General features: G+C 74.7%; 15 protein-coding genes and 1 tRNA gene. 5 read left to right on the forward strand and 11 right to left on the reverse strand.

All coding sequences use genetic code 11. From position 1 onward, the window contains the following. Window positions 1-49: 49 nt before the first annotated feature. A complete protein-coding gene (locus ACZ46W_RS03595) occupies window positions 50-1,642 on the reverse strand; it encodes a TROVE domain-containing protein (RefSeq protein ID WP_468330658.1) in 1,593 nt (530 codons plus the stop codon). A 347-nt stretch (window positions 1,643-1,989) separates the two neighbouring features. Further along, window positions 1,990-2,059, reverse strand: a tRNA-Asn gene (locus ACZ46W_RS03600). Between the two features lie 110 nt (window positions 2,060-2,169). On the opposite strand from ACZ46W_RS03600, the gene ACZ46W_RS03605 reads away from it, so the two are divergent. From ACZ46W_RS03605 to ACZ46W_RS03620, 4 genes are all read left to right on the forward strand, one after another. After that, window positions 2,170-2,460, forward strand: a complete 291-nt coding sequence (locus ACZ46W_RS03605; protein ID WP_468330661.1) for a hypothetical protein — start codon at window positions 2,170-2,172, stop codon at window positions 2,458-2,460. Then, entirely contained in the window at window positions 2,457-3,539 is a 1,083-nt protein-coding gene (locus ACZ46W_RS03610; protein ID WP_468330664.1) for an ADP-ribosylglycohydrolase family protein, read from the forward strand. Before ACZ46W_RS03605 ends, ACZ46W_RS03610 begins: the two co-directional genes overlap by 4 nt. A 4-nt stretch (window positions 3,540-3,543) precedes the next feature. Further along, window positions 3,544-4,035, forward strand: coding sequence for an NUDIX domain-containing protein (locus ACZ46W_RS03615; protein WP_468330667.1), 492 nt, complete (start codon window positions 3,544-3,546; stop codon window positions 4,033-4,035). A gap of 145 nt (window positions 4,036-4,180) precedes the next feature. After that, complete coding sequence (locus ACZ46W_RS03620; protein ID WP_468330670.1) at window positions 4,181-4,897, forward strand: SIR2 family NAD-dependent protein deacylase; 717 nt, start codon at window positions 4,181-4,183, stop codon at window positions 4,895-4,897. Here ACZ46W_RS03620 and ACZ46W_RS03625 read toward each other — a convergent pair. Further along, a complete protein-coding gene (locus tag ACZ46W_RS03625) occupies window positions 4,894-5,403 on the reverse strand; it encodes a methylated-DNA--[protein]-cysteine S-methyltransferase (protein ID WP_468330673.1) in 510 nt (169 codons plus the stop codon). The two genes, ACZ46W_RS03620 and ACZ46W_RS03625, sit on opposite strands and share 4 nt — an antisense overlap. A 27-nt stretch (window positions 5,404-5,430) precedes the next feature. Further along, entirely contained in the window at window positions 5,431-6,906 is a 1,476-nt protein-coding gene (locus tag ACZ46W_RS03630) for an AlkA N-terminal domain-containing protein (protein WP_468330676.1), read from the reverse strand. A 171-nt stretch (window positions 6,907-7,077) separates the two neighbouring features. Between ACZ46W_RS03630 and ACZ46W_RS03635 the strand changes: the two genes are divergently transcribed. Next, the gene (locus ACZ46W_RS03635) at window positions 7,078-8,286 is read left to right on the forward strand and encodes a cytochrome P450 (RefSeq protein WP_468330679.1); all 1,209 of its coding nucleotides are present in this window, start codon (window positions 7,078-7,080) and stop codon (window positions 8,284-8,286) included. 1 nt (window position 8,287) lies between these two features. Here ACZ46W_RS03635 and ACZ46W_RS03640 read toward each other — a convergent pair whose 3' ends face one another. From ACZ46W_RS03640 to ACZ46W_RS03670, 7 genes are all read right to left on the reverse strand, one after another. Next, window positions 8,288-8,662: a hypothetical protein gene (locus tag ACZ46W_RS03640; protein ID WP_468330682.1), complete on the reverse strand. Its 375-nt coding sequence runs from the start codon at window positions 8,660-8,662 to the stop codon at window positions 8,288-8,290. 151 nt (window positions 8,663-8,813) lie between these two features. Continuing rightward, window positions 8,814-9,086: a DUF4242 domain-containing protein gene (locus ACZ46W_RS03645; protein WP_084900264.1), complete on the reverse strand. Its 273-nt coding sequence runs from the start codon at window positions 9,084-9,086 to the stop codon at window positions 8,814-8,816. 152 nt (window positions 9,087-9,238) lie between these two features. Beyond that, window positions 9,239-11,812 carry an ATP-binding protein gene (locus ACZ46W_RS03650; RefSeq protein WP_468330686.1) on the reverse strand — a complete coding sequence of 858 codons (2,574 nt, stop codon included), beginning with the start codon at window positions 11,810-11,812 and terminating at the stop codon, window positions 9,239-9,241. A 138-nt stretch (window positions 11,813-11,950) separates the two neighbouring features. Continuing rightward, window positions 11,951-12,457 (reverse strand): O-acetyl-ADP-ribose deacetylase, encoded by a 507-nt coding sequence (locus ACZ46W_RS03655; RefSeq protein WP_468330689.1) that lies wholly within the window; start codon window positions 12,455-12,457, stop codon window positions 11,951-11,953. Continuing rightward, the gene (locus ACZ46W_RS03660; RefSeq protein WP_468330692.1) at window positions 12,454-13,875 is read right to left on the reverse strand and encodes a phytoene desaturase family protein; all 1,422 of its coding nucleotides are present in this window, start codon (window positions 13,873-13,875) and stop codon (window positions 12,454-12,456) included. The genes ACZ46W_RS03655 and ACZ46W_RS03660 overlap by 4 nt, the downstream gene beginning before the upstream one ends. Window positions 13,876-13,941: 66 nt before the next feature. Next, complete coding sequence (locus ACZ46W_RS03665; RefSeq protein WP_468330695.1) at window positions 13,942-14,787, reverse strand: inositol monophosphatase family protein; 846 nt, start codon at window positions 14,785-14,787, stop codon at window positions 13,942-13,944. Between the two features lie 45 nt (window positions 14,788-14,832). Continuing rightward, window positions 14,833-16,752, reverse strand: a complete 1,920-nt coding sequence (locus tag ACZ46W_RS03670; protein ID WP_468330698.1) for a gamma-glutamyltransferase family protein — start codon at window positions 16,750-16,752, stop codon at window positions 14,833-14,835. Window positions 16,753-16,768: the final 16 nt, after the last annotated feature.

A 16,768-nucleotide genomic window follows, 5' to 3' on the forward strand; every position in this document is an offset into this window, starting at 1 on the left:
GGCTGACCCTATCCGTAGGTTCAGACGGTGTGCCACCCCCGTCCGCTGGTCAGCGGGCCCACGGCCAGTGGGCCGCCCGCCCGGACTCCAGCAGCGGCACCATCCGGAACGCCGCGTCCGTGAGGCCGCCGAACGTGTGCCGGGTGCCGTTCCCGGAGGGCGCGTGGCCGGGCCGGTACCCCGCGAGGTTCCAGGTGTAGACCGGCACCTGGGGCGGGACCTGCTGCGCCGGGTCGCCGTGGTGGCTGTACGCGGCCTGCTCGTCGGTGACGATCAGCACCCGGTCGTGGCCCCGGTAGTGCGCGCGTACCGCCTCGGTGGTGTTGGTGCCGCCCAGGCTGTGGAAGCGGTCCAGGACCTTCAGGACGGACTCGCCCGCGCGGTACGGCACGGGCGCGCTGCTCGTACCGAACTCGACCAGGTCGGCGTGGGCGGCGCGCAGGGCCACCGCCGTGCCGAAGACGGCCGCCGCGTCGGCGCGGTTCAGCTCGGAGCGGGCGGACAGCGGTGCCCACATGGAGCCGGAGCGGTCGACCAGGACCAGGGTCCGGCCGGGCAGCGCCGGGACGTTGGCCAGCGAGTGGCCGAGCGCCTGCTCCAGCGGGTACGACCAGCGCAGCGAGGGCGCGTGCCGGTAGGCGGCCAGGTAGCGGAACGGGAACTGGCGGGAGGCCGCGACCGTTTCCGGATCGGAGATCCTCTCCGCGATCCGGGCGGCGGTCTCGTCGCTCACGCCGGCCCGGTCGAAGTTCCGCAGGTTCCGCAGGAGGGCCATCGCGCCCATGGACGGGATGACGGCCTCCCAGGCGGCCGCGTCCAGCGGTCCCTGGAGCCAGCCGGCCAGGGCCTCCCAGGTCATGCCCGCCTCGGCCAGCCGCGCCGCCCCGCCCGGGCCGGTGACCACGGCACGCCGCTCGGCGACCGGCAGCTCCATCAGCGCCCGGTGGGCGGTGAGCATCCGGTTCGATGCGGGTGGCAGCGCGGTCTCGGGGTGGTGGCGGCGGTCGAGGGCGTACTGGAACAGCTCGCCCTGCCAGGGCTGCTTCGCCGGGTCGGGGGCGGCGTGCACCAGGTTCAGGACGTCGCCGAAGTGGTAGCCCTTGCCGGCCGTGTCGTACTTGAGCAGCGACCGGGCGGTGTAGAGGCGCCGGACGGCGTCCGCGATGCCGCGCTTGACGGGCTTGGGCACATTGCGCCCGTACCGGGAGGTCCAGTAGCCGAGCAGTTCACCCGGCTCGTCGGCCCGCTGGAGGACGGAGGCGACGACCTGGCGGCCCGTGGGCCCCTCGGTGGCGGAGGCCTCCAGGCGGGCCTTGACGTACTCGGCGGCGCCGACGATCGAGGCGGTGCGCATCTGGGCGTCGGTGCGCAGCCAGCGCAGCAGGCCGGCGGTCCACTCGGGGTCCTCGACGGCGAGCCGGCGCACGAGTGCGGCGAACCGGTCGTCGCGGTCGCCGTCGGACTCGTAGAAGGTCGTCTGCGTGACGAAGTTGGCGACCGCGAGCAGGAACAGCTCGGAGCGCGGGTCGCGCAGCACACCGGCGCCGCCCTGGTGGGTGGTGGTGCGGGCGGTGGACCGTACGGGCGAGACCGCGCGGCCGGGGGCCGCTCCGGCGGACCGGCGGGTGTTGAAACGTGCCATGTGAATTCCCCCCGAATTCGGTGGGGAAGCCCGGCGGAAGGGTGCCCGAGGTCGGATGCCGGCGACGGCCGTCACAACAGCCGCTCTTTCCGCTGAGCTACACCGGCGTACACCCGGTGACGGGATTCGAACCCGCGACCTGCTGTCCCCAAGAAGTACCCGTTGCCTTCGCACCGGGCCCCCGTCCGCCGCGCCTCCCGAGATCAAAGTGGCAGCGGCGTGATTTCGTTGGAGTGAAGTAGCCGCGGCCCGCGCACCGGGAGGTGCGTGACGTGCAAATGTCCAGAGTTCAAGGCCGGCGGAACCGACAAGGTGCTCTGCCATCTGAGCTACACCGGCCCGAAAGCCGGTGGCGGGACTCGAACCCGCGACCGCCCCATTAACAGTGGAAGTAGGTCCTGCCTTCGCACCTGGACGTCGACGACTCTAGGGAGGCAATTGCCCGGGCGCCACGGATTATTCGACCGACGCGGACCGCCCCCGCCGCCCGGGTCGCGCGCGTGGGCCATTCGTGTGACGCTGCCATCATGACGTGGGCATCGTGGACGACGACCAACGTGTACACGGGTCATGGCGGGGTTCGGACCGACGAGCTCGGGATCGTCACGGGCAATCTCACCGTGCACACCACCTGGGCGGGCGGCGAGGCACAGGTCGCCGTCCAGTACAGCGGGGCGACCGACTGGTTCACCATGACGGGCAGCCCCGTGCCGTGCCGTTCGGAGAAGGACAGCAGGGACCTGCACGACGCCGTGGTGGAGGCCGTACGGGCGGGCGGCGGAGCCGTCGTACCGTCCCCGTCGCTGCCCTCCCCATGACCCTTCCGGAAGCGCCGGCCGCCCCGGCGGGCCCGGACCTGGCCGACCGGGTGCTGGGCGGCTGGTCGGGGCGCATCGCCGGGAACATGCTCGGCAAACCGGTCGAGCGCGGCGACTACTGGACGCGCGACCGGATCGACCGCTACCTGCGGGCCACCGGGGCCCTCCCGCTGACCGACTACCTGCCCGGGCCGCCGCCGGACGGGGAAGCGGCCGGTTTCGAGCTGCGGCCCGAGTGGCGGGAGTGCGTACGCGGCCGGATCCGGGGCAGTTGCCGGGACGACGACGTCGATTACGCGATCCTGGCGCTGCACCTCCTGGAGACGCACGGGTTCGCCTTCACCACCGAGCAGGTCGGCGAGGTGTGGCTGCTGCGTCTGCCCTACCTCCAGACGTTCACCGCCGAGCGGGCGGCCTACCGGAACCTCGCGAACGGCCTCAGGCCTCCGCTGACCGCCACCTACGACAACCCCTACCAGGAGTGGATCGGCGCGCTCATCCGTGCCGACGTGTTCGGCTGGACCTCCCCCGGCGACCCCGTCCGCGCCGCCTCCCTGGCCCGCCGGGACGCGGTGCTGTCCCACACCGGCAACGGCGTGTACGCCGCGATGTGGGCGGCCGCGCTGGTCGCGGCGGCCTTCACGGCACCCGGCCCGCGCGCCGCCGTCGAAGCGGCGCTGGAGCGCGTCCCCGCGAGCTGCCGACTGGCGCGCGCGGTCCGGCACGTGGTGGCGTTGCACGACGCGGGCGTGACGTGGTCCGACGCGCTGACCGAGGCGGAGCGCGGGACGGCCGGGCTGCACTGGATCCACGCCGTCCCGAACGCCGCCGTCATCACGGCGGGGCTGTTGTACGGGGACGGCGACTTCACCCGCACGATCGCCCTGACGGTCCGCGGCGGCCTGGACACCGACTCCAACGGCGCCACCGCCGGGTCGGTCGCGGGCGTGCTGTGCGGGGCGTCCGGCATCCCGCGCCACTGGACGGACCCGCTCCAGGACCGGGTGCGCAGCGCGGTGTTCGGCTTCGACGGCGTACGGATCGGTGAGCTGGCCGGGCGGACCCTCGCACTAGGCTGACGCTGTGACGACCACTGATTACGCCACGTACATCGCCGGGCTCCCCCGGGTCCTGGCCGGGGCCGCGGCGCTCTTCCGCGACGCCGAGGGCCGGGTGCTGCTGGTGGAGCCCAACTACCGGGAGGGCTGGGCGCTGCCCGGCGGCACCATCGAGTCGGACACCGGGGAGACCCCGAGGCAGGCGGCCCGCCGGGAGACGCTGGAGGAGATCGGCCTCGACGTGGAGCTGGGCGCGCTGCTGGCGGTGGACTGGGTGCACGGGACGGCGCGTCCGCCGATCGTGGCGTACGTGTACGACGGCGGCGTGCTGAGCGGGGCGCAGTTCCGGGCGATCCGGATCCAGGAGGACGAGCTGATCTCCTGGAAGCTGGTGGAGCCCGAGGACCTGGCGACGTATCTGCTCGGTTCGCTGGCCTTCCGTGTGGCGGCCTCGCTGGACGCCCTCGCGACCGGCCGGGGCGCGCTGGAACTGGAGAACGGCCGCCCGGTGGGGTGAGCCGCCCGATGCCGCTCGGTGCCGCTCGGTGCCGCTCGGTGCCGCCCGGTTTTAGCCGGTGCGGTGGGCGGTGTGCCGGTCGGTTCGGCCCGGTGCCGGGCAATTCGTTCGCGGGCGCCGGGAAACGCTGCGTAACCTCGGCCGCATGACTCTCGTCGCGTTTCTCAGCGGTGCCGGTATCTCCACCGACTCGGGCATTCCCGACTACCGGGGTCCGGCCGGGCTGTGGCGGCGCAATCCTGAGGCCGAGCGACTGGTCACGTACAAGTACTACATGGCCGACCCGGAGATCCGGCGCCGGGCCTGGCTGATGCGGCGCGACGCCCCGACCCTGCGCGCCGAGCCGAACGCCGCGCACCGGGCGATCGCCGAGCTGGAGCGTACGCCGGGCTTCGCTGTGCGCGTGATCACGCAGAACGTGGACGGGCTGCACCAGCTCGCCGGGATGCCGCCGCGCAAGGTCCTCGAACTGCACGGCACCGCCCGGGCGGTGGTGTGCACGGGGTGTCACGCGCGCTCGTCGATGGAGGAGGCGCTGGCCCGGGTCGAGGCGGGCGAGGAGGACCCGGCGTGCGAGGCGTGCGGCGGGATCCTGAAGTCGGCGACGGTGATGTTCGGGCAGCGGCTGGACCCGGTGGTGCTGGGCGAGGCGAAGAGCATCGCCAAGGCCGCCGAGGTGTTCATCGCGGTCGGCTCGACGCTCCAGGTACAGCCCGCCGCGTCGCTCGCCGGGATCGCGGCGGAGCACGGGGCGCGGCTGATCATCGTGAACGCCGAGCCGACTCCGTACGACGAGCTGGCCGACGAGATCGTGCGCGAGCCGATCGGCACGGCGCTGCCGGCGCTGTTGAAGCGGCTCTAGAAGAGCGCGTCCTCGGCCGGGACGCCGCTGCCGAGGGCGCCTTCGAAGGCGAGCAGCCGCTGCTTGCGGTCCAGGCCGCCGCCGTAGCCCGTGAGGCCGCCGCTCGCGCCGATGACGCGGTGGCACGGGACGATGATGCCGACCGGGTTCTTGCCGTTGGCGAGGCCGACGGCGCGGGAGGCGCCGGGCTTGCCGAGGGCCTCGGCGAGTTCGCCGTACGAGCGGGTCTCGCCGTACGGGATCGTCCGCAGCAGCTCCCAGACGCCGCGCTGGAACGGCGTACCGGCGAGGTCGAGGGGCAGGTCGAACTCGGTGAGTTCGCGGGCGTGGTAGGCGTCGAGCTGGCGGATCACCTCGGTGAAGGGGCGGGGGTCCGGGTCACCGAAGGTCTCCTCCGGCGGGCGGTGGCGCTGGCCGGTCATGTAGAGGCCGCTGAGGACGCCGTCGGTGGCGACGAGGGTGAGCGGGCCGTAGGGGCTGTCGGTGACGGTGTGCTGACGGATCATCAGTGGACCTTCTCGGAAGGAGCCTTCTTACGCGGGCAGGTGGTTGATGGGGTGGCTGTCGGTCGCCCACAGGTACTGGACGGCGTACGCGCGCCACGGCCGCCACGCGGCGGCGCGGGCCGTCAGGGCGGCCGGCGTGGCGGGCAGGCCGAGGCCGGCGGCGGCGCGCCGGACGCCGAGGTCGGTGGCGGGGAACGCGTCGGGGTCGCCGAGGGCGCGCATGGCGATCACCTCGACCGTCCAGGGGCCGAACCCGGGCAGCCCGGCGAGGTGTACGCGCGCTGCGTCCCAGTCGCTGTCCGGGCCGAGCCGGAGCGAGCCGTCGGCGAGGGCGCCGACCAGGGTGGTGAGCGTGGTGCGGCGGCTGCGCGGCAGGGCGAGCGCCTCCGGGTCGAGCGCGGCGAGCGCCTCGGGGGCGGGGAAGAGGTGGGTGAGCCCGCCGCCGGGGTCGTCGACGGGCGTGCCGTGCGCGGTGACCAGGCGGGCCGCGTGGGTGCGGGCGGCGGCGGTGGACACCTGCTGGCCGAGGACCGCGCGTACCGCGAACTCGGCGGCGTCCACGGTGCGCGGGACGCGCCGCCCGGGTGCCTTGTCGACCAGGGGCGCGAGGAGCGGGTCGGTACGGAGCTGGCCGTCGACCGCGACGGGGTCGGCGTCCAGGTCGAGCATCCAGCGGCAGCGGCTGATGGCGAGGGTGAGGTCGCGCGGGTCGGTGAGGGAGAGGAGGCAGGCGATGTGGTCGGGGTGCGGGGTGAGCGCCACGATGCCGTGGCCGTGCGGGAGGCTGAGCGTGCGCCGGTAGGCACCGTCGCGCCACTCCTCCACGCCGGGGACGGCGGTCGCGGCCAGGTGGCCGAAGAGGTTGTCGGGGTTGAGCGGTGCCCGGTAGGGCAGCCTGAGCGCGATGACGCCGGAGGCGGGCGCCACCCGCTTGTGGTCGCGGGCGGCGCGGCTGCGCAGTTCGCCCGGGGCGAGGGCGAAGACCTCGCGGACGGTGTCGTTGAAGGTGCGTACGGAGGCGAATCCGGCGGCGAAGGCGACGTCCGCCATGGGCAGGTCGGTCGTCTCGATGAGGAGGCGCGCGGTCTGGGCGCGCTGGGCGCGGGCCAGGGCGAGCGGTCCGGCGCCCAGTTCGGCGCGGAGCTGGCGCTCGATCTGGCGGGTCGAGTAGCCGAGGCGGGCGGCCAGCCCCGGAACGCCCTCGCGGTCGACGATGCCGTCGCCGATGAGGCGCATGGCGCGGGCGACGGTGTCGGCCCGGGCGTTCCACGCCGGCGACCCGGGGCTGGTGTCGGGCCGGCACCGCTTGCAGGCGCGGTAACCGGCCTGCTGGCAGGCGGCGGCGCTCGGGTAGAACACCATGTTCGCGGGCTTGGGCGGCACGACCGGGCAACTGGGCCGGCAGTAGATGCGGGTGGTCAGGACGGCGGTGAAGAACCATCCGTCGAAGCGGGCGTCCTTGGACTGGACGGCCCTCACGCAGCGCTCGGTGTCGGTGTGCATGGCTCAAGCATCGAGGACGGGGCCGGTGGCCGCTGGCGAGAAAACGACATCAACCTCGCCCTGCCAGCGCTGCGCCGATGCCCGGCGCCGGTCCCCTCACGCACCCTTGTCACGGCGTGAGATCATCCCGTCACGGCACGTCGCGATCGACGAGACCTCAGGGGATGCATGATGACCGAGCGGACGACCGGGCGGATCCTTCTCGACCCCCGCACGCCGGACCACCGGGCGCAGGCGGAGGAGTTGCGCCGGCGGGGTCCGGTGGCCGCGGCCGAGTGGCCGGGCGGGGTCCACTGCTGGGCGGTCACCGGCCACGCCGAGCTGGAGACCGTGCTGACCGATCCCCGGTTCGCCCGCTCCCCCGCGCGGTGGCGGGCCCTGCGGGAGGGCGAGGTGCCGCCGGACTGGCCGATGCTGGCGCACCTCACCCGGCGGTGGATGCTGACGGCCGACGGTACGGATCACCGGCGGCTGCGGCAGGCGGTGTCGGCGGCGTTCACGCCCCGCAGGGTCGAGGGGCTGACGCCCGCGATCACACGGACCGTCGGCGCGCTGCTGGACGCGCTGGCGGCGGCGGTGGCGGACGGTCCGGTCGACCTCCGGTCGGCCTACGCCCTGCCGCTTCCGCTGCGTACGCTGTGCGCCCTGTTCGGCATCCCGGCCGGGGAACAGCCGGACGTCGTGGCGCTGGTGGGCCGGGCGTTCGCGCGGTCGACGCTCACCGCGGCGGAGTCCGCCCGGCTGACCCGCGACATCAACGCGTACCTGGCCGGCCTGGTCAGGAGCCGGGCGGCGGCGCCCGGCGACGACCTCGTGACCGACCTGCTGCGCGGCGGCGCCGACCGCCTGTCGGAGACGGAACTCCTGGACATGCTGTGGCTGTTCCTGGGCGCGGGGTTCGAAACCACGGCCGGGGCCCTGGTCAACACGGTGCACGCGCTGCTCGCGAACCCCGGGGAGCTGCGCCGGGCGCTGAGCGGCGAGGCCGGCTGGGACGCGGTCGTGGAGGAGGGCATCCGCTACGACTCGAGCGTGTACGCCCTGCCCTTCGCGTTCCCCACCGAGGACCTGGAGCTGGGCGGCCGGCCGCTGCGCGAGGGGGACGCGCTGCTGCTGTGCTTCGCGGCGGCCAACCGGGACCCGCGCCGGGGCCCGGTCGGCCGGTTCGAGCCGCGGCGGGACGGTGAGCGCCCACGGCACCTGGGCTTCGGGCACGGGCCGCACTTCTGCGTGGGCGCCCCGCTCGCCCGGCTCCAACTGCGCATCGCCCTGCGCGCGTTGTTCGAGCGGTTCCCGGACCTCCGCCTCGCCGGCCCGCCCGGTCCCCCGGTGCCGTCGCTCATCGCCAGCACGCCCAGCGCGCTGTACGTCACCGGGTAGGTCACCAGCTCGAGCAGAGATCGTTCTCCGGGCAGAACATGACGTGCGTGGCGTTGTAGCCCGCGCGTACGGTCAGGGACGCCGGATCCGGACCGTGGTTGACGTAGGAGCCCGGGTCGGGCGTGGCGGTGAACGTGACCGTCGTGCCGACCGGGAAGCTCGCGTGGCAGGAGCCGGTCGGGTACTCCTGGTAGGTGGTGCTGTCCGAGGGCCACGCCTCCTGGTGGCAGTTGATCCCGGCGGGCCGGCTGGTGACGGTCCCGCCGCCCCAACCGTCGCTGACCCACGCGGACACCGTCGCCTGCTGGGGCTGGGCGTGCACGGGCGCGGCCGTGCCGAACGTCGCCGCGGTGCCGAGCGCTACGGCGACTGTCACCACTGCCCGCCTGATGCCGCGGACCTGTGTCTTCTCGGGTGTCACGGGGAGCACCCCCTTTTCCTTGTTCTCGGCCGTACGCCGGAACCGGCGCCGGGCCGGCGATCGCTGTTCATCACGGGCTCCCTTGTCGTGGGCGGACCGTTCACGATCACGACGCCGTCGGATACGCGTGCGGGTCCAGGACGGTGATCAGATGGATCACCTCCACGGGGAGCCCTGCCCGCCGGGCCGCTTTGCGGACCGCCTCGGGGCTGGCCGCTTCGCACAGGCAGTAGACCCGGTGGTCGTCCTCGGTCACGTAACTGTGCAGCCAGACCACCTCGGTACCGCTGTTGGCCTCGACGATGGCCTTCACCGGCCTTCCGGCCAGGAAGTCGGCGATTCCCTTGCGGAAATAGTGTTCGACCAGGTAGCGGGGCATCGGACCCATCCCATCGTCGGTCGCCGATCGCGTGGATGTCGCCTGTGGAATCACGCTAGAACCGGGCCCGGGGCGCGGGCATCGGGCGGCGCACCCCAGCTTTGGCCGACGCGACCCCAGATACGCGCCGTCACGTCCCGGTCGCGGCTCGGTCACGAGTCGAGCTTGCGGAGGGCCTCGGCCCGGCTGTGGACTCCGAGCTTGCGCAGGATCGCGGTGACGTGGTGGCCGGCGGTCTTGGGCGTGATGAACAGCCGGGCGGCGATGTCCGGCCCGGACAGCCCCTCCCTGAGCAGGTCGGCGATCTCCTGTTCACGGGCGGTCAAGCCGTACTGGTGGGCTCGGGTGGCCGCGCGGGGACCGCGGGTGCCCATCCGGACCCCCAGCTCCTTCAGCCGGGTACGGCCACGGGCGACGGCGGCCCGGGCGCCGAGGGCGTCGAAGCCGGCCACCGCCTCGGCCACCGCTTCCGGGTCGCCCGCCAGTCGGGCCAGCGCCGCGTCGTACGGGCAGCCGAGCCGCTGCCATGCGGTGGCCGCGGCGGCCCAGTCGCCGGCCAGTTCCCGCGCGAAGGGGCCCATGGCCGGCCCGGCCGGCGGCCGCCCTCCGGCCAGCCGGATCCAGCGGGCGCAGGCGCAGGCCGCCCAGGGATCGTGGTCCTGGCCGGGCGGGGGCAGCCCGCGGGTGGCCTCGGCGATCGCCGCCTCGTCGTCGCCCGCCAGCCAGGCCGCTTCGGCCCGGGCCTCCCACACCGGCCCCATCCGGACCAGGTCGCTCGGTTCGCCGAGGGTCGCGGCCTCGTCGAGCAGCGGGCGGACTTCGGGGTCTCCGCGCCGGGCACGGACGAGGGCGAGCGCGAGCAGGGGGAAGATCCGGCTCACGGGCGGCAGCGACCTGAGGGGCAGCACCGCCGCGGCCTCCTCCGCCGCCTCGTCCCACGCCCCCTGGTGGACCATGCCCATCGCCCGGGCGCCACGGAGGTAGTCGAGGAACATGTCGAGGTCGTAGTCCCGGCAGAAGGCGACCGCCCGCCGGTCGTAGTCCCGCGCCCGGCCGAAGTCGCGGTGGACCATGGCGACCGCCGAGATGACCGGGCCGAACATCCCGGCGTGCTCGACCAGGCGCCGTGCCGCGGCCTGCTGCCAGACGTCCTCCAGCTCCTCCCACCCCCGGTCGTGGCGCAGCACGGTGGCGATCGCGGCGTGGAACCGCGCCCGCAGCACCAGACCCGCGTCGCCGATGTGCCGGCCCGCCTCGATGGCCCGTTCCGCGTGGGCGGCCGTCGTCGCCACGTCGCAGTCGAAGCTCGCCTGCTCGGCCACGTTGAGGTGGGCCCGGCCGAGCTCCAGCGTGGGCCCGCCCCGCTCCAGCAGCCGGACCGCCGCGATCCCGCGATCCCGCGCCTCCTGGTTCCGGCCGAGCAGCCAGAGCATGTACGAGGACCAGCGGAGGTCGTCGCCCTCGTGCGGTACGTCGTTCATCGCGTGCCGCAGCCGCCCCGCCGCCTCCCACGACTCGATGGCGTCCGGGACCAGGCCGGTCAGGTAGGAGGCGAAGGCGTGTCCCTCCAGCAGCGCCGCCCGCCGGTCCTCCGGGGCGGCACCGGCGTGGCGCAGCGCCCGGGCGAACTGGGCCGCCGCCTCACGGTGGGCCGCCAGCCCCGAGGCGTGTGCCGCGGCGGCGGGTGCGTACTCCAGGACCGCCTCCGCGTCGCCCGCCTCGTCGGCGTGGTACGCCAGGCGGGACGGGTTCGGCGCCGGACCGGTGGTGGACGCCCGCAGTGCGGCGAGGACCAGCCCGTGGAGTCGGCGGCGGCGGATACCGGGGATGGCGTCCAGGACGGCGGCCCTGGCCAGTTCGTGGCGGAACGCCAGCAGGGTCCCGTCCGCCTCCAGCACACCGGCGGCGAGCACCTCGTCGACCGCGCTCTCCGCGTCCGCCACGATGGCGCCCAGCAGGTCGATGGGGGCGCTGGGCCCGACGACGGCCGCCGCCTCCACGACGTCGCGCGCGTGCGGGCGCAGCCTGCCCAGCCGGCCGATCACGGCTTCCCGGACCGTCGTGGGGATGCCGGGTTCCGGGGCGGCCAGCACCTCGGTGACGAAGAACGGGTTGCCCCCGGTGATCGCGTGCAGCGCGACCGGATCGTGCGGCGCCCCGGCGGCCAGCCGGGCGACGGCGGCGCGGCTCAACGGCTCCAGGTCGTACCGGGCCAGCGCCGGGCAGCCGGTCAGGTCGCCGAGGACGACGGCCAGCGGGTGGAGCGGGCCCACCTCGTCGTCGCGGTAGGTGACCAGCAGCATCGCCCGGGTCGTCTCGATCCGCCGGGCCACGAACCGGAGCAGGTCGAAGGTGGCGCCGTCGGCCCAGTGGACGTCCTCGCAGACCAGCAGCGTGGCCTCCGGCGTCTGCCGCAAGGTGTGCAGCAGCGATCGGAAGACGGCCGGGCCGCCGGCACCGGCGGCCAGCGCCTCTTCCACCTCCGGGCCCAGTTCGGCGGCCACGTCGGCCAGCGGGCCCAGCGGGCGGGGCGTGCTGAGCGGGTCGCAGTACCCGATGAGCACCCGCGCCCGCCCCCGCGCCCGCTCGGCGAGGGCCCGTACCACCGCCGTCTTGCCGATGCCCGCCTCACCACGGAGCAGAACCACCCGTCCCCGGCCGTCCACCGCCTCGCCGAGGTGCTCGTCCAGCGCCTCCAGGACACCGGCCCGCTCCAGCAGCTCCATAGGTGACGGCGTACCACGGCAGGCCGGGACGAATCGTCACGCCTCCGCCCGGCACGGCCACTCAGCGTGCGCGCGCTCGGCGCACACGCGGCTCGGCGTACGCGCGCGCAGCCTGCGTGCGGCTCGGCGTGCGCCCGCTCAGCCCGCGTGTTCGGCGAACGCCTCGTACGCCCGGTCGTCGAAGAGGACGAACCGGACCTCCTCCACGGCAGTCCTCGTCGCCCGTACGGTCTCCACCGCGATACGGGCGGCGTCCTCGACGGGCCAGCGGTAGACGCCCGTCGAGATGGCGGGGAACGCGACCGTGCGGGCGCCCAGTTCATCGGCGACGCGCAAGGCTTCGCGGTGGCAGGAGGCGAGGAGCTCGGAGCGGTCCTCGCCCTCGGAGTGGACGGGGCCGACGGTGTGGATCACCCAGCGGGCGTGCAGGCGGCCGGCGGTGGTGGCGACGGCCTGGCCGGTGGGCAGGCCGCGGCCGTAGGAGGAGGCGCGCAGTGCGCGGCACTCGGCGAGGATGTCCGGGCCGCCCTTGCGGTGGATGGCGCCGTCGACGCCGCCGCCGCCGAGGAGGGAGGAGTTCGCGGCGTTGACGATGGCGTCGGCGTGCTGCTCGGTGATGTCGCCGCGGACGAGGGTGATCTTCACCGTCGGGCCTTTCGGAGGTGGCGCCAGACCGCCTTCGCCGCGTTGTGGCCGGACATGCCGTGGACGCCGGGGCCCGGCGGGGTGGCGGAGGAGCAGAGGAAGACGGCCGGGTGCGGGGTGTTGTACGGGAAGAGGGAGAGCCGGGGACGCAGCAGCAGTTGGAGGCCACTGGCGGCGCCGCAGGCGATGTCGCCGCCGACGTAATTGGCGTTGCGCGCGGCCAGTTGGGGCGGGCCCGCGGTGGCACGGGCGAGCACGAGGTCGCGGAAGCCGGGGGCGAACCGCTCGATCTGCCGCTCGATCGCCTCGGTGAGGTCGCCCTCCCAGGCGTGCGGGACGTGGCCGTAGGCCCAGAAGACGTGCTTGCCCTCGGGGGCCCGGGCCGGGTCGACCAGGCTGGGCTGGGCGGTGATCAGGAACGGGGTGCGGGGGGCCGTGCCGCCGGACGCCTGGTTCAGGGCGGTGCCGATCTCGCGGCTGCTGGGGCCGACTTGGACGGTGCCGGCGCGGCGGGCCTCGGCGGCGGTCCAGGGGACGGGGCCGTCCAGGGCGTAGTCGATCTTGTAGACGGAGGCGCCGTAGCGGTAGCGGTCGTAGAACCGGCCGAAGCCGGCGATGCGGGCCAGCGCGGTCGGTGAGGTGTCGAAGACGTACGCGCGGGCGGGCGGCAGGTCGTCGAGCCGCTTGACCTCGTAGGAGGTGTGGACGGCGCCGCCGAGGTCCTTGACGTACCCGGCCAGGGCGTCGGAGATCGACTGGGAGCCGCCGCGCGGCAGCGGCCAGCCGCCGGCGTGGGCGGCGAGCGCGAAGACGAGCCCGATCGCGCCGGTGGCCAGGCCGCCGAGCGGGGCGATGACGTGGGCGACGAGCCCGGCGAACAGCGCCCGGGCGCGGTCGTCGCGGAACCGGCGCATCAGCCACGTGGAGGGCGGCAGGCCGTCGATGCCGAAGCGGGCGAGGGTGACCGGATCGCGCGGGAGGGCGGTCAGGGGCAGGGACATGAAGTCGCGGGCGAGGGTGTCCCACCTGCCGAGGTACGGCGCCACGAGGCGACGGTAGGTGCCGGCGTCCCGGGGGCCGAAGGAGGCCGCCGTCTCGGAGACGGAACGGGACAGCACGGCGGCCGTGCCGTCGTCGAACGGGTGCGCCATGGGCAGCTCGGCGTGCAGCCACTCAAGGCCGTACCGGTCGAGCGGCATGCCCTTGAAGGCGGGCGATCCGACGCCCAGCGGGTGTACGGCGGAACACGGATCGTGCCGGAAGCCGGGCAGCGTGAGCTCCTCGGTCCTGGCTCCGCCGCCGACCGTGTCGAGGGCCTCGAACACGGCGACGGAGAATCCGCGGCGCGCCAGTTCGGCGGCGGCGGTCAGTCCGTTGGGCCCCGCCCCCACGACGACGGCATCGAGCATCGACGGCACCTTGGGACTCCTTCGTCAGCCGATGGCCAAGGTATCTCAGGATATTGGGCCGGTGGGCGGCTCCGGCTACCGGGCGGTCAGCAGGGTGCGTATCCGGTCGGCCGTGGCCCGGTCGCGGGCGGCGGTGAACGGCAGCGCGTTGGCGCCCGTGACGCGGAACGGGGCGCCCGTCAGGGTGGTGTGGGCGCCGCCCGCCTCCTCGACCAGGAGCAGGCCCGCGGCGTGGTCCCAGGCGTACTCCCAGGAGAAGGCGACGGCGTCCAGCTCGCCCCGGGCCACCGCCAGGTACTCCAGGCCGGCCGAGCCGCACGGGCGGGTGTGGACGCCCTCGGTGTTCAGGCCCAGGAGCGCGGCCTTCTGGTCGGCGGTGGTGTAGTCGGGGTGGGACGTGGCGACTTCCAGCACCGCGCCGGGTGCGGGCGCCCCCGCCCGTATCAGCGTGCCGTTCAGCCACGCGCCGCGCCCGCGCACCGCCACGGCCATCTCGTCCAGCGCCGGGGCGTACGTCCAGGACGCCAGGAGCTCACCGCGCACCGCCAGCGCGACGAGCGTGCAGAACCCGGGGTCGCCGTGCGCGAAGTGCCAGGTGCCGTCGACCGGGTCGACGATCCACACCGGCGCGTCGCCCTGAAGCGCGTCGTACACCGCCGGGTCGGCGTGGACGGACTCCTCGCCGACCACCACGGAGCCGGGCAGCAACTCGGTGAGCGAGGCGGTGAGGTGGGCCTCGGCGGCGCGGTCGGCGACCGTCACGAGGTCGTGCGGGCCGCTCTTCTCGACGACCTCGTGCGTGGCGAGCCGACGCCAGCGCGGCACGATCTCGGCGGCGGCCGCCTTGCGCACCGCCTCCTCGACCGCGGCGGACGCCGCGTCGGACAGGGACCCGGAACCGTCGAGAAGCTCATCGATCATGCGTCCAGCTAAGCACGGTCCACTGACAACGTGGCCATCGCCGGTTCAGCGGCCCACCGCGTACCCCTGCATGCCGCGCGGGTTCGCCGCCGCCGACAGGATTCCGGTGCGCGGGTCGCGGGCCACCGCGCACAGCCGCCCCTCGGACCAGGGGCCGCCGATCGTGACGTCGTGGCCCCGGCGGCGCAGCTCGTCGACGACGGCCGGATCCGTGCGGGACTCGACGGTGAGCCCGCCGGGCCGCATGCCGCGCGGGTGGAAGGAGCCGGGGAAGCCGTCGTTGTGCCAGTTGGGCGCGTCGATCGCGGCCTGGAGGTCCAGTCCGCCGTGGGTGACGGCGAGGAAGAAGTGGAACTGCCACTGGTCCTGGTGGTCGCCGCCCGGCGTGCCGAACGCCATGACGGGCACCCCGTCGCGCAGCGCCAGGGACGGCGAGAGCGTGGTGCGGGGGCGGCGGCCGGGCGTCAGGGAGTTGGGCAGGCCGGGGTCCAGCCAGGCCATCTGGAGCCGGGTCCCGAGCGGGAAGCCGAGTTCGGGCACCACGGGGTTGGACTGGAGCCAGCCGCCGCTGGGGGTGGCGGCGACCATGTTGCCCCACCGGTCGACCACGTCGATGTGGCAGGTGTCGCCCCGGGTGGTGCCGTCGTGGCGGACGGTGGGCTCGCCCGCGCCCAGGGCCTCGCCGGCGACGGTGGGCTCGCCCGCGCCCAGGGCCTCGCCCGCCACCGGTGCCTCCGCGGCCGGGGTCGGCTCACGGGCCGGGGTCGGTTCTCCGGCCACGGTCGGCTCACCGGCGCCGGCGGCGGTCGGGACGGCCGGTGCGCCCGGGCCCGGCCACCCGGCGGCGACGGCGGCGGCGTGGCCGCTCAGGCGGGGCGGGCGGCCGCCGGGGCTGCCGGGGCGCAGCTCGTGAGAGGCCTTGTCGCCGACGAGCGCGCGCCGCTCGGCGTTGTACGGGGCGGACAGCAGGGTGTCGAGCGGGACGTCGGCGGCGTCCCCGTACCAGGCCTCGCGGTCGGCCATGGCGAGCTTGCAGCCCTCGACGAGCAGGTGCACGTAGTCGGCGGAGCCGTACGGGGGCAGGCGGTCCGGCAGGAGGGCCAGTTGCTGGAGGAACACCGGGCCCTGGCTCCAGCCGCCCGCCTTGCAGAGGGTCCAGCCGTTCCAGTCGTACGTGACGGGGTCCTCGTACGTCGCCGACCAGCCCGCCAGGTCGGCGGCGGTGAGGGTGCCGGTGTGGTGGGCGCCGCTGGTGTCCATGGTGGGGCGCCCGGACTGTCGTAGGAGCGCCTCGGCGATGAAGCCGGTGCGCCAGATCCGGCGGGCCTCCTCGATCTGGCCGGTCCGGTCGTCGCCGGCGGCGGTGACCGCCTCGTCGATGAGGCGGCGCCAGGTGCGGGCGAGGGCGGGGTTGCGGAAGAGGCGCCCGGGGGCGGGGGGCTCGCCGCCGGGGAGGTAGACGGCGGCGGAGGAGGTCCACTCGTTCTCGAACAGGGCGCGTACGGTCTCCACGGTGTCGCCGACCCGCTCCACGGGCGCGTGCCCGGCCTCCGCGTACTCGATGGCGTACCGCAGCACTTGGGCGAGGGACTGGGTGCCGTGGTCGCGCAGCAGCAGCATCCACGCGTCGAACGCGCCGGGCACGGCGGCGGCGAGCGGCCCGGTGCCGGGCACCAGGCCGAGCCCGAGCGAGCGGTAGTGCTCGATCGTCGCGCCGGCCGGTGCGGGGCCCTGCCCGCACAGCACCCGCACCTCGCCGCCGGCGGGCGCGAGGAGGACCGGCACCTCACCGGCGGGTCCGTTGAGGTGCGGCTCCACGACGTGCAGGACGAACCCGGCGGCGACTGCCGCGTCGAAGGCGTTGCCGCCGTCCTCCAGGACGGCCATGGCCGACTGGGAGGCGAGCCAGTGCGTGGAGGACACCATGCCGAAGGTGCCCCGGAGGGTCGGTCGGGTGGTGAACATACGGCCCGTCACCTCG

Source organism: Streptomyces sp. NPDC031064, from assembly GCF_055570965.1.

Coding starts and splice junctions, on each gene's coding strand:
- ACZ46W_RS03595 (WP_468330658.1), bottom strand. CDS start 1,642: ATGGCACGTTTCAACACCCGCCGGTCCGCCGGAGCGGCCCCCGGCCGC.
- ACZ46W_RS03605 (WP_468330661.1), top strand. CDS start 2,170: ATGACGTGGGCATCGTGGACGACGACCAACGTGTACACGGGTCATGGC.
- ACZ46W_RS03610 (WP_468330664.1), top strand. CDS start 2,457: ATGACCCTTCCGGAAGCGCCGGCCGCCCCGGCGGGCCCGGACCTGGCC.
- ACZ46W_RS03620 (WP_468330670.1), top strand. CDS start 4,181: ATGACTCTCGTCGCGTTTCTCAGCGGTGCCGGTATCTCCACCGACTCG.
- ACZ46W_RS03625 (WP_468330673.1), bottom strand. CDS start 5,403: ATGATCCGTCAGCACACCGTCACCGACAGCCCCTACGGCCCGCTCACC.
- ACZ46W_RS03630 (WP_468330676.1), bottom strand. CDS start 6,906: ATGCACACCGACACCGAGCGCTGCGTGAGGGCCGTCCAGTCCAAGGAC.
- ACZ46W_RS03635 (WP_468330679.1), top strand. CDS start 7,078: ATGACCGAGCGGACGACCGGGCGGATCCTTCTCGACCCCCGCACGCCG.
- ACZ46W_RS03645 (WP_084900264.1), bottom strand. CDS start 9,086: ATGCCCCGCTACCTGGTCGAACACTATTTCCGCAAGGGAATCGCCGAC.
- ACZ46W_RS03650 (WP_468330686.1), bottom strand. CDS start 11,812: ATGGAGCTGCTGGAGCGGGCCGGTGTCCTGGAGGCGCTGGACGAGCAC.
- ACZ46W_RS03665 (WP_468330695.1), bottom strand. CDS start 14,787: ATGATCGATGAGCTTCTCGACGGTTCCGGGTCCCTGTCCGACGCGGCG.
- ACZ46W_RS03670 (WP_468330698.1), bottom strand. CDS start 16,752: ATGTTCACCACCCGACCGACCCTCCGGGGCACCTTCGGCATGGTGTCC.